Genomic DNA, 11,347 nt, shown 5'->3' on the forward strand with positions numbered 1-11,347 from the left:
AAAAGAATGAAGGGTGACTAACATGGTGCCTGGCACCACACTAGTCACCCTCATGTGTTACTTAACTCTTTGTCTTCTAAATAGACCTATTCCGAACAGCGTAATAATAGCACCAATTATATAGTAATATATTGGGTTGGTTTCCCCGGTTTGAGGTAATGTTGATCCATAATCACTTGTTGGAAGATCTGGTTTCTCATACTCTTCCTCTTCCTCCGGAAATTCTGGTGATACTTCGGTCGGAGGATCTACCGAATCTTCACCAGGTGGTTCTTTGATTGGTGGCTCTTCAACGGGTGGTTCTTCAATAGGAGGCTCCACTATCGGTGGTTCTTCAACTGGAGGTTCCTCTATTGGCGGTTCTTCAACCGGTGGTTCCTCAGGTGGAGGTTGAGTGGTAGCCTCTGCTGTTAAGATGATATCAAACGCACAAGATAGCCCTTGATAATCATTGCCGTAATGGAATGGAAATTCTACATTGAAAAAAAGTTCTTCTGAACTCCCGCTACTAAGATACCGAGAAGTGGTATACCCTAACAAACCTTCTAAACTACCACTGTACCATTCTGTACCATTTTGGTCTGTGACGGTTATTAGCAATGCTCGAAAAAATTTCTCGGAACCTTCCTTCTGTTTTACAGATAACCTATAGGAAAAATTTCTCCGACCATCATTTGCAACCGCTAAAGTTGCAGTAGACCAATCTCCAGGTTTAAAGTTTCCGACATTGTATAAAACCTTTTGTGGTCTAGTAGAAATCTTTACTTCCCATGTGTCTCCTTGAACTTCTTTAGTACCCAAAATAAAAAATAGACCTAGGGTTAGTGCAAAAGTACAAGTTACTGAGAGAAGAAGAGTTAACACTAGCTTTCGCTTAAGCTTCATAGGCATTCTCCTAATCTACATATTTAATTAGTTGTGTCGTTTTATTAAGTTCGCAAGTTAGAAGTATTGACAACACTCCTCTCAGCCTTGAAACATATATAAACTGTATAGGTTCGTTGAAAACGGCGACAACGTAATGTTCTTTATAGAGAACTATCTATTCTTTGATTATAAAACGTTCTAATGAAAATATAAACGTAAACTTATCTCCAAAATACATCAAATATCGTGATTATTGGTCATATCTCCTCTTAACCTTATTATTAAAACACCAATTTTATTCTTATTAAAGAACGTAAATTGAAATTTAGCGACATTGCATAGCGGTTGAAACGGAATAGTCAAATGCTCAAGAAGAAAGACAAGCTAGTAGTAAGTGCTGGAGATTTGAGTGTGGTCACCTAAATTAGGGTTATATTTAGGCATTTGATAGAAAAAAGCTTCTAATTGATAGAATAACTGAAGTATTTGATAGAATAATTAATTCAAATGATAGAAAAAGCTCTTTAATTGATAGAAAAACTTTTATTTAATAGAAAAAAGCTTTTTAAAGGGTAACGGCAACTTAGTTAGGATGATTTAAAAATGATAATTAACTAAATTGTCACGGCCAAGTACAGGACTTTACCTTATAATTATTTAAAAAAGGAGTGATCAAATGACGAAAAACAAGCGAGAACAGTCGCCCTACCTTCAAGCCCTACAAGCTCTTAAGCTGCGAATACTTCCAGAGCATCCGAAACTACCATTAATTAACGAAAAATTACGTCGACAACTCTCAGGTTACCGAGGTGAGTGCGCAGTAGACTATCAATTAACCTACCTACCCGAAAAAGACTACATAATTCTCCGTGGAATTCGCCTTTATACTGGAGAACACTACTTCCAAATTGATACCCTATTAATTACACTGAAATTCCTGCTTATTATAGAAGCAAAAAGTCATGCTGGAGAAGTTACGATTGATGAAAAAAACCATCAAATGGTCCAAGAGATCGATGGGACGAGGAAGGTTTACTAGGATCCTTTAATCCAAATATATTTTCATGAACATAACCTCAGAAAATGGTTAAATCAACAAGGCTACGCTCAAATTCCAATTCTCGCGTTAGTTGTTTTTACAAATCCCAACACCATCCTTCACACTATTTCTAACAAAGTTCTACGAAATGAATTTCTCACCATCAAAATAAACCTACTTGAAAAAACTCATCCCGAAACTAACATAACCAATAAAGAAATAAAAAAGTTAGCAAAACAAATCCAAAAACAACATCAACCGCTCCTGCCGAATCTCCTACAGGAATTTGACATTAAGGAAGAAGAACTATTAACCGGTGTTCATTGTCCGAGTTGTAACTATCTTCCGATGGCTAGAGTACATGGCACCTGGAAATGCCCCAAATGCCAAACCAAGGCCCCAGAAGCCCACCTTACCGCGATTTCTCATTATTCTTTATTAATTAGCCCTACTTTTACAAACAAACAAATTGGAAATTTTCTAAAAGTCACAAACTCACTCCAAATGAACCGCCTCCTTCAACCTCCTAAAATCGCTCGAATTGGTACCACAAAAGCAAGAATTTACAAAATTCTAAATTAAAGACCTCGTCCTATTACCTTTTTATGCATATATACCCGTCTACCTTAATAAAATGTTACAAATCAAAAGTTATCAAACGAAGGGCCTAAGAAAACTGGACGGGGGCGTATTGAAATGAGAAGTCATCTTTACATATAAGGGATGAATTTTTATAACGGGACAGCTTCAGTCTAGCTCGCGGGACCCTCATTGAATTAGGAGGCGAGAGGTGTGCACGATTACATCAAAGAACGAACAATCAAGATTGGCAGGTACATCGTCGAGACAAGGAAAACCGTCCGAACAATTGCAAAAGAGTTTGGCGTTTCCAAAAGCACAGTTCACAAGGATCTAACAGAGCGATTGCCTGAAATCAACGCAGAGCTGGCAAATGAAGTGAAGGAAATTTTGGAGTACCACAAGTCGATCCGTCATTTACGTGGTGGAGAGGCGACGAAGGTTAAGTATCAGAAAACGGAACCAGTACAAAAGAAGTTAGCTGAAACACAATCTTAATCTGAAAAAATTTTCCCTGCAGTGACAATATATGATAAAATATTACATTAGATATAAACTATTTAGTGATAGATGAATCGGCTACCAAAAGCAGGGAGGAAAAATCATGTTTGGCAGGGACATTGGAATTGATTTAGGAACGGCAAATGTACTCGTTCACGTAAAAGGAAGAGGCATTGTGCTAAATGAACCTTCAGTTGTTGCAATAGATACACATACGAATAAAGTACTTGCAGTAGGAGATGAGGCGTTCCGAATGGTGGGACGTACTCCAGGAAATATTGTTGCGCTTCGTCCGATGAAAGACGGCGTAATTGCAAACTTTGACTTAACAGAATCAATGCTTAAACATTTCTTAGACAAAGTTAATGTACGAGGATTTTTGGCGAAGCCTAGAATTCTAATTTGCTGCCCAACAAACATTACCTCAGTTGAGCAAAAAGCAATTCGTGAAGCTGCAGAAAAAAGTGGCGGAAAAAACGTGTATTTGGAAGAAGAACCAAAAGTTGCGGCAATTGGAGCAGGCATGGATATTTACCAACCAAGCGGTAACATGGTCGTAGACATAGGCGGTGGGACAACAGATGTTGCTGTATTATCAATGGGCGATATTGTCACCGCCTCTTCAATTAAAGTCGCAGGGGACAGGTTTGATCAAGAAATACTCCACTATATAAAGAAGCAATATAAGTTGTTGATCGGTGAACGTACGGCTGAAATGATTAAAATGCAAGTGGCAACTGTTTTTAAAGGTAGTCGTACGGAAGAAATTGACATCCGTGGACGTGATTTAGTCAGTGGACTTCCACGTACCATTACCGTATACTCAGATGAGATACATAAAGCACTTGAAGAGCCGGTTTCACACATTGTACAAGCCTCCAAAAGTGTCTTAGAGCAAACTCCACCTGAACTTTCTGCTGATATCATTGATCGCGGTGTAATTCTTACAGGTGGTGGCGCATTATTACATGGACTTGACCTTCTCCTTGCTGAAGAATTAAAAGTTCCAGTACTGATTGCCGATGAGCCGATGCAATGTGTCGCTAAAGGAACGGGTATTTTACTTGAAAACTTGGACAAGGTGTCGAAGCGAAAATATAAATTCTAAATTTTACAATTGAAAATATAAGTCCTATAAACCGATATATAAAGAAACAAACCATAGGGGTGAAATAAAATGATCCGTGGATTTTATACGTCTGCTGCCGGAATGATCTCACAGCAACGACGCCAGGAAATGATAACAAACAACTTAGCGAACGTGAATACACCAGGCTATCGTGCTGATGATGCGTCATTACGCGCGTTCCCAAACATGCTAATTAAAGCGATGGGAGTCGACAATCGCCCCTTAGGGAAGTCTCACACGGTCGGTGAATTAAGTACAGGAGTGTACCTTCAAGAACGCACGATGAATTTTCGCCAAGGAGATATTCATGAGACCGGAAACAGTACAGACATCGCCTTACTTCAAGGTGTCGTACCTATGAATGAAGAAACAGGTCGTCCTGGTTCATTATTTTTTACTGTTGAAAATCAAAATGGTGAAGTACGTTACACAAGGAACGGAAATTTTACAATAGATGGACAAGGTTTCCTTACGACAAGTGAGGGTCATTATGTCCTTGATAATAACGGAACAAGAATTAATGTTGGTAGTGAGGATTTTCAGATGTCTAGAGAAGGCTTACTATCTACAGGTGCTCAGATCAACGTAGCATTTGTTCAAGATCCGAACCAATTAGTAAAAGAAGGAAACGGACTCCTTCGTTACGCGGGTGGACAAGCTGTCGTATCAGCAATCGGTAATCCGAATATGACATTCCAATTGCAACAAGGCTTTGTTGAGCGTTCAAATGTTGACTCTGCGCAGGCAATGACAGATATGATGACAGCGTTCCGTGCCTTTGAAGCAAACCAAAAAATACTTCAAGCATATGACCAAAGCCTAGAAAAAGCAGTAAACCAGATTGGAAGGCTAGGATAAAAGATAATTAGGAATTATCAATTATGAATTGTCAATTGGGTTGAGGGCTTTGCTTCGAAGTTTCACTTTCAATAATTCATAATTCTTAATTGACAATTGACAATTATAAAGAGGTGCTTTCATGAATCGATCGATGATTACGGCAACAGTGACGATGGGCCAATTGCAAAAACAGTTAGATACAATATCTAATAATGTAGCAAACGTAAATACTACTGGTTTCAAACGTCGTGATGTTCAATTTCAAGACTTGCTATTTCAACAACTGAATAATCAACCTGTGGCAAGACAAGAAGTTGGTCGTAATACACCCCTTGGATTACGTATGGGCACGGGAGCGCGGGTTTCGCAAACAGCCTTAAGAATGGAACAAGGTGCCATTATGCAAACTGGACGCACACTTGATCTTGCCTTAGGTGATAAAAACTTACTTTTTGAAGTAGTTAGTACGGATGGAGCACGCCAGTTTACGAGAGATGGTGCCTTTTACTTTACACCTAATCCTAACAATGAAAATGAAGTTTATTTAGTAACTTCAGACGGACGATACGTAATGTCTGAAACTGGACAAGCTATCACAATTCCTGCAAGGCACGAGTCCTTACTAATTACCGAAACTGGCCGTATTCTTGTTACGACGAAAGGTGCTAATAACCAAGATGTTGAACAAGAGGTTGCAAGACTTCAAATTGTTCAAATAAATAAACCGCAATTGCTACAAAATATGGGTGACAATTATTTTGGTTTTCCTAATCTTGAGGCACTCGGTCTAAATTATCAAGATGTACTAGAAGGGGTTCCTGGTAGACTAATTCAGGGGGCACTTGAAGGCTCCAATGTTGACTTAGGAAAAGAAATGAGTGACCTCATTTTAGCGCAACGAGCATATCAATTTAACACACGTTCTATTTCTATCGCTGATCAAATGATGGGACTAGTAAATAATATTAGAGGGTAAGTTTTACTCTAGAATAAAAAGGTGTAGGTACATGACTAAAGACATTGAAAACCAATCGTCAAATAGAGAGCAAATCCGGAAAAAGAAGGAAGAAAGAAAAAAGCGTAATCGGCGTAAGCCAATTCGTATCTTCCCAATTTGGTTACGCATTGTGTTCGTGACAATAATTTTTGCTGCGAGTATCCTAGCTGGCGCCATGTTTGGTTATGGTGTTGTTGGTGATGGTGAACCGAAGGATGTCTTAGGAAAGGGTCCTTGGTTAAAAATTTATGATATCATCTATGGGGACGGAGATTAAGGCTGTGAGAACAATTTATGTTTTCGCAGCTTTTTTGTTTTGGAAAATTGTGATACAATCTAATTATTATCTGTTACTAATAGGAGGTACTAATTGTTATGTTAGATATCCAACAAATCAAAGAAATTATCCCGCATCGTTATCCATTTTTACTTGTAGATCGAATTCTTGAAGTAGAAGAAGGGAAACGAGCGGTTGGAATTAAAAATGTGACTGCTAATGAAGAGTTTTTTAACGGACATTTCCCGGAGTTTCCGGTGATGCCTGGTGTGCTCATTATTGAAGCGCTAGCTCAAGTTGGTGCAGTAGCTATGTTAATTAAGGAAGAGAACCGTGGACGCTTGGCTTTCTTTGCAGGTATTGATGGATGCCGCTTCAAGGGACAAGTTAAGCCTGGAGATCAGCTTCGCCTTGAAGTTGAAATGACACGTTTTAAGGGATCTATCGGTAAAGGCAAAGGAACTGCTTATGTAGATGGAAAATTAGTCGCAGAAGCTGAATTAATGTTTGCATTAGGTGAAAAACAATAGGAATCTTCAAAAAGACAGTGCTGAGGCCTGTCTTTTTATTTTTATTGTCTGGAAATAACGGTTTATTGTCTGGAAGTGCATCTTTGTTGTCCAAACTGAGCCACTTATTGTCCAAAACGAAAACTTTATTAGCGAAACTCAATATTTGAACTATTCCTCAAGCAAACTCACCAAGCCGAATACATTGAAAACTAAAAATATAGTCCAAACTGCAGGGGTTACGGTCGGAAATTAAAATTTACAGTCCAAACTGCACAATTTACAGTCCAAACACGACCATTTACAGTCCAAACGTCAAAATGCCTACTCGTAGTTACTGTTCAAGGTAAAAACACATATCCCAACAACTTCAACCAGCCAAAAAAAGATATCCAGAGTGGAATGCTTAACAAACTACCCCAGAACATACCTTTGAAAAATCTAAATAATAATCCATCCACTGATACCAACTCCTTAAAAATATTATTGGTATGCAAAAAAGTTTTATACCAAATTTTTCATGACAATATAACCTTTGTCCCATAACAAACCTTGTCGATTGTTGTAAAATAAGAGAATATTAGCAGGAAAGAGGAAGGTGCTAACATGAAGAGAAGCATCAAAAGAGGAATTATTACAACATCAATAGTAGCTGGGGGAGTTTTTGCAAGTGGAGGAGTGGCAGAGGCTGCGCTAGGTGACCAACAACTGTCACCTGGAATGCGACATCAAGATGTGAAAGAACTCCAAGATGTTTTAAGACAAAAGGGCTTCTTTACACACCATACGTCTACAGGTTTTTATGGAGAAGTAACCAAACAGGCAGTCGCTAAATTTCAACAAGCGAATCAGCTACCAAGAACAGGCGTTGCCAATCAACAAACACTATCCCTACTAGCACCTAAACAATCAATTCAAAACCAGCAGCAAGTAACACTTAAGGTAGGGTCCCGAGGACAAGCTGTCACTCAGTTACAATTAACTCTTAAACAAGCAGGCTTTTTTCAAGCTAATCCAACTGGCTACTTTGGACCAGTAACCGAAAAAGCTGTAAGAGAGTTCCAATTACGTAATGGGTTGAGATCTACCGGAGTTGTTGATACGGCAACCCATACAGCATTACTACGTAAAATGGATCAACCATCAAAAGCTGCAACTAACACTTCAAGAAGCCCTCAACAACCTGCACTTACAATTGGTTCTAGAGGGCAAGCTGTTACTGATCTACAACAATTGCTAGATCAAGCTAAATTTTTCTACTACCATACATATACAGGATATTACGGAGAAGTTACTGCAAAAGGAATCAGAGATTTTCAGAAAAAAGTACAATTACCGGTTACAGGTGTTGCCGATAGTCGCACTCTCGAAGCGCTTAGAGATTACGTAAAAAAAACTGAAGTCGTACCTCCCACAGAGCCAGTGATCCAGACGCAACCAATCATCCACCCCGAAGCTAGCTTTTTGTTAAGAGTTGGATCCACAGGTGATGCTGTTCGAGAATTACAAAATCAGCTGAAGGTAGTCGGTATGTATCTAGGAGATGTCACAGGGTTATTTGATCAGTTAACGGAAGAAGCAGTTAAGGTGTTTCAACAGCAGCACAAATTGATTGCTGATGGACTTGCAACGACTAGTACCATTCAGAAATTAGAAGAAGAAGCAACGAAGAAGTTATTACCGGTAATCACCTTACCATCAGAAGTAAGAGATAGCTTTCATATAATGAACGTTATCGCCGATGCATCTCATTTATTAGGGACTCCTTATCAATGGGGAGGAACAACTTCCTCTGGATTTGATTGCAGCGGATTTATTCAATATGTTTTTCAAAAAAATACAATTCAGCTCCCGAGAACTGTTGCACATATATGGGAAGTTGGGGCAAATGTAGATCAATTACAAGTGGGGGATCTAGTTTTCTTTGAAACTTATAAACCTGGCCCATCTCACGCTGGTATTTATATTGGTAATAACCAATTTATCCATAGTGGCTCTTCATCAGGTGTAACGATAAGTAGCCTTACTGCAAATTATTATAGTACAAGATATCTAGGTGCAAAGAGATATAACTAAGACCACGGTTTCCGTGGTCTTTTTTTATATTGGTCCTACCAATACTTTCCTTAAAATAAAGCCTTTCGTTCAGGTCAGTTTGCGAGACTTTTATGATAGACTATACTAGAGTTATTTCGACATTATTCGGGGGGTGCCAGGCACTATATGAGAAAGGTCTTTCTACTAACACTAGCAGTCATCATCGGTTTTGCTTCGACACTTGTACATACAGGCAAAGAAGTATATGAGGCTAGTTCATTATTTAAGGATGTTAATAGTTATGAAGTAAATCTACTAGCCCAGCAAAAAATAGTTCAAGGTTATACAGACCAAACATTCCGACCGAATAATCCAGTAACAAGAGCAGAAGCGGTAACGATGATTGGTAGAGCACTAGGGTTTGATGAAACAAAGAGAGAAACTACTTTTCCAGATGTTCCTCTAGAACATTTTGCCTCTGGACTTATTGCCGAAGGTGTTGAAAAAGGAATAGTTACCGGATACGGTGACGGTACATTTCGTCCTCGTACTGAAGTTACACGAGGTGAAATGGCTGTATTTATAAATCGAGCATTTGCTCTTGAAAAAACGAGAACAGCAACGTTTAGTGACATTCGTCCACAAATGTTTTCCTATCAGTCAATTATTAGATTAGCAGAGAGTGGAATTACAGTCGGGTATTCTGATGGTACTTTCCGTCCTGATCGTTCGATAACAAGGTTGGAGTTTGCACTTTTTCTTGCGCGGGCGATATATCCTGACTTACGCCCAAAGCCAAAGGCTCCTGAAGTAATTGCATTCGGTACGGTCATTAATGCACCAGAAGGGTTAAATGTAAGAACTGGGCCGGGAGCAACGCACCCCGCCCTTGAACAGAGACTTCCTAACGGAACAACAGTTAACATCTACTCAATACAAAATAACTGGGCCCATATGGAGGCATTAGGGGTCACAGGTTATGTTTCGCTTAACCATATTAAAGTAGATCATTTGTCTGCCACCGGTGCTCTTAGTGGGATTACCCTAGTCGTGGATCCTGGTCACGGTGGAAGAGATAGCGGGGCATCAGGGAATGGTTTAGTTGAAAAGGTGCTAGTTCTTGAAGTAAGTCTTCTCCTTCGAAATAAATTACAAGCGGCAGGAGCAAATGTCATTATGACACGATCGACTGATGTCTTCTTAGAATTAGCCGACCGAGCAAAAATTGCCAATGATGCTAAAGCAGATGCCTTTATTAGTATTCACGCGAATTCGTTTACAAACGGTAGCGTCCACGGAACAGAGACGTATTGGTTTGATAAGTTTAGTGGTGATGAAAGCAAAGAACTAGCGGAAACGATCCAAAAGCACCTAATCTCTAAACTACGTACAGTTGATCGGAAAGCCAAAAAAGGAAACTTCCATGTAATCCGAGAAACACAAATGCCAAGTGTTCTAGTTGAATTAGGTTTCCTAAGCAATAAAGCCGAAGCAGACTATATGAAAACAGCTGCCTTTAAAGAAGCGGCAGCAGAAGCGATATTATTAGGTGTTCTTGAGTTTTACGCAAAATAGTGATGAAAAAGAAGCAGCGTCCCCGCTGCTTCTTTTTATTTACTGTATTTTTCAATTTCCTTTAGCAAGTCGGCGCCTGTAAATTTACCGTCTGCATTAATTCGATTAAGTTCATAAGGACTATCACCTTTTTTTACAAGTCCTGGCTTCACTGTGTACATTAACTGATGGCCAAGTTCAGTGGCAACATCAATGACAGTCTCATTAAATGCACCAAAAGGATAAGTTAACGTGAATACTTCATTACCTAACTCAGCTTCAATGACCTCTTTGGCTAATCGTAAATCTTCCATAATTCTCTCGCGATACTGCTCATCAGTTTCTTCAACTCCATCGATAACCATTTTACCGACTAAAACAGGACGTTCTTTCCCGTTGATCGTTTCAATTGTGAAGTGGTGGTCAAACGTATGGTTTTGAATATCAATCCAGCCCGACGCAACCATTTCCCTTGCCTCATCCCAATCAAAGTGAGGAATATAGCCAGGGGTTGTACCACGACTATTGACGATGACATAAATGGTCGCGTGCATTTCTAGTTCTTCTAAAATGGGATAAGCGATTGTATAGTTGCTCATGTACCCATCGTCTATAGTAATAACTAATGGTTTATCAGGCATATCAACCTCAAGCCCATTTAAGTAGTCAGCCAACTGACGTTCAGTAATCGTTTCATAACCCGCTTCCTTCAAAGTAACTAACTGGTCCCGTAAACGCTCAGGATCAACAGTCACACTTGTTTCCTCACCTTCAGCAAAGTGATGGTACATGAGAACCGTAATATTTTTTTCCTCAGTTGAGGAGTTTGTCCAACCGCATCCTGTAACACTTATAAGGAAGAACGTAACGATAAGAACGCTTAAGAGTCTTTTCAAAAATACCATTCCTTTGCTCATACAATTTTTTACACTTAATCATTATAAATTTCTTTGTCAGGAACTTCAACCCGACAAGAGGATATTGGTAGTTTCAAAGCTAGCAAGCTTAATGTAAACTG

The 11,347-nt window shown here is 39.2% G+C and carries 11 protein-coding genes; 9 read left to right on the forward strand and 2 right to left on the reverse strand.

Annotation, left to right across the window (positions count from 1 at the left end; all coding sequences use genetic code 11):
- Positions 1-57 precede the first annotated feature (57 nt).
- Positions 58-885, reverse strand: coding sequence for an LPXTG cell wall anchor domain-containing protein (locus tag DS745_RS24515; protein WP_161568179.1), 828 nt, complete (start codon positions 883-885; stop codon positions 58-60).
- Between the two features lie 658 nt (positions 886-1,543).
- Between DS745_RS24515 and DS745_RS04870 the strand changes: the two genes are divergently transcribed.
- The 9 genes from DS745_RS04870 (at position 1,544) to DS745_RS04910 (ending at position 10,350) form a co-directional block, all read left to right on the forward strand.
- The gene (locus DS745_RS04870) at positions 1,544-1,906 is read left to right on the forward strand and encodes a nuclease-related domain-containing protein (protein ID WP_129077162.1); all 363 of its coding nucleotides are present in this window, start codon (positions 1,544-1,546) and stop codon (positions 1,904-1,906) included.
- 792 nt (positions 1,907-2,698) lie between these two features.
- Positions 2,699-2,983, forward strand: coding sequence for a sporulation transcriptional regulator SpoIIID (gene spoIIID / locus DS745_RS04875; RefSeq protein ID WP_129077163.1), 285 nt, complete (start codon positions 2,699-2,701; stop codon positions 2,981-2,983).
- 106 nt (positions 2,984-3,089) lie between these two features.
- Positions 3,090-4,094 (forward strand): rod shape-determining protein, encoded by a 1,005-nt coding sequence (gene mreB / locus DS745_RS04880; protein ID WP_129077164.1) that lies wholly within the window; start codon positions 3,090-3,092, stop codon positions 4,092-4,094.
- Between the two features lie 69 nt (positions 4,095-4,163).
- Positions 4,164-4,973, forward strand: a complete 810-nt coding sequence (locus DS745_RS04885; RefSeq protein ID WP_129077165.1) for a flagellar hook-basal body protein — start codon at positions 4,164-4,166, stop codon at positions 4,971-4,973.
- A 121-nt stretch (positions 4,974-5,094) separates the two neighbouring features.
- Positions 5,095-5,931: a flagellar hook-basal body protein gene (locus DS745_RS04890; protein ID WP_129077166.1), complete on the forward strand. Its 837-nt coding sequence runs from the start codon at positions 5,095-5,097 to the stop codon at positions 5,929-5,931.
- A gap of 31 nt (positions 5,932-5,962) precedes the next feature.
- Positions 5,963-6,229 (forward strand): DNA-directed RNA polymerase subunit beta, encoded by a 267-nt coding sequence (locus DS745_RS04895; RefSeq protein WP_129077167.1) that lies wholly within the window; start codon positions 5,963-5,965, stop codon positions 6,227-6,229.
- 98 nt (positions 6,230-6,327) lie between these two features.
- Positions 6,328-6,759 (forward strand): 3-hydroxyacyl-ACP dehydratase FabZ, encoded by a 432-nt coding sequence (gene fabZ, locus DS745_RS04900; RefSeq protein ID WP_129077168.1) that lies wholly within the window; start codon positions 6,328-6,330, stop codon positions 6,757-6,759.
- A 585-nt stretch (positions 6,760-7,344) separates the two neighbouring features.
- Positions 7,345-8,814, forward strand: a complete 1,470-nt coding sequence (locus DS745_RS04905) for a C40 family peptidase (RefSeq protein WP_129077169.1) — start codon at positions 7,345-7,347, stop codon at positions 8,812-8,814.
- A 147-nt stretch (positions 8,815-8,961) separates the two neighbouring features.
- On the forward strand, positions 8,962-10,350 hold the full coding sequence (locus DS745_RS04910) for an N-acetylmuramoyl-L-alanine amidase (protein ID WP_129077170.1): 1,389 nt from the start codon (positions 8,962-8,964) through the stop codon (positions 10,348-10,350).
- A 35-nt stretch (positions 10,351-10,385) separates the two neighbouring features.
- Here the strand turns inward: DS745_RS04910 and DS745_RS04915 are convergent, their stop codons facing one another.
- Complete coding sequence (locus DS745_RS04915; protein ID WP_129077171.1) at positions 10,386-11,225, reverse strand: polysaccharide deacetylase family protein; 840 nt, start codon at positions 11,223-11,225, stop codon at positions 10,386-10,388.
- Between the last annotated feature and the right edge of the window lie 122 nt (positions 11,226-11,347).

The organism is Anaerobacillus alkaliphilus (genome assembly GCF_004116265.1).
GTDB lineage: Bacteria > Bacillota > Bacilli > Bacillales > Anaerobacillaceae > Anaerobacillus > Anaerobacillus alkaliphilus.

Bases quoted from the DNA above. Each gene is read 5' to 3' on its own strand.
- DS745_RS24515 (WP_161568179.1), bottom strand. From the start codon at position 885: ATGAAGCTTAAGCGAAAGCTAGTGTTAACTCTTCTTCTCTCAGTAACT.
- DS745_RS04870 (WP_129077162.1), top strand. From the start codon at position 1,544: ATGACGAAAAACAAGCGAGAACAGTCGCCCTACCTTCAAGCCCTACAA.
- mreB (WP_129077164.1), top strand. From the start codon at position 3,090: ATGTTTGGCAGGGACATTGGAATTGATTTAGGAACGGCAAATGTACTC.
- DS745_RS04885 (WP_129077165.1), top strand. From the start codon at position 4,164: ATGATCCGTGGATTTTATACGTCTGCTGCCGGAATGATCTCACAGCAA.
- DS745_RS04890 (WP_129077166.1), top strand. From the start codon at position 5,095: ATGAATCGATCGATGATTACGGCAACAGTGACGATGGGCCAATTGCAA.
- DS745_RS04895 (WP_129077167.1), top strand. From the start codon at position 5,963: ATGACTAAAGACATTGAAAACCAATCGTCAAATAGAGAGCAAATCCGG.
- fabZ (WP_129077168.1), top strand. From the start codon at position 6,328: ATGTTAGATATCCAACAAATCAAAGAAATTATCCCGCATCGTTATCCA.
- DS745_RS04905 (WP_129077169.1), top strand. From the start codon at position 7,345: ATGAAGAGAAGCATCAAAAGAGGAATTATTACAACATCAATAGTAGCT.
- DS745_RS04910 (WP_129077170.1), top strand. From the start codon at position 8,962: ATGAGAAAGGTCTTTCTACTAACACTAGCAGTCATCATCGGTTTTGCT.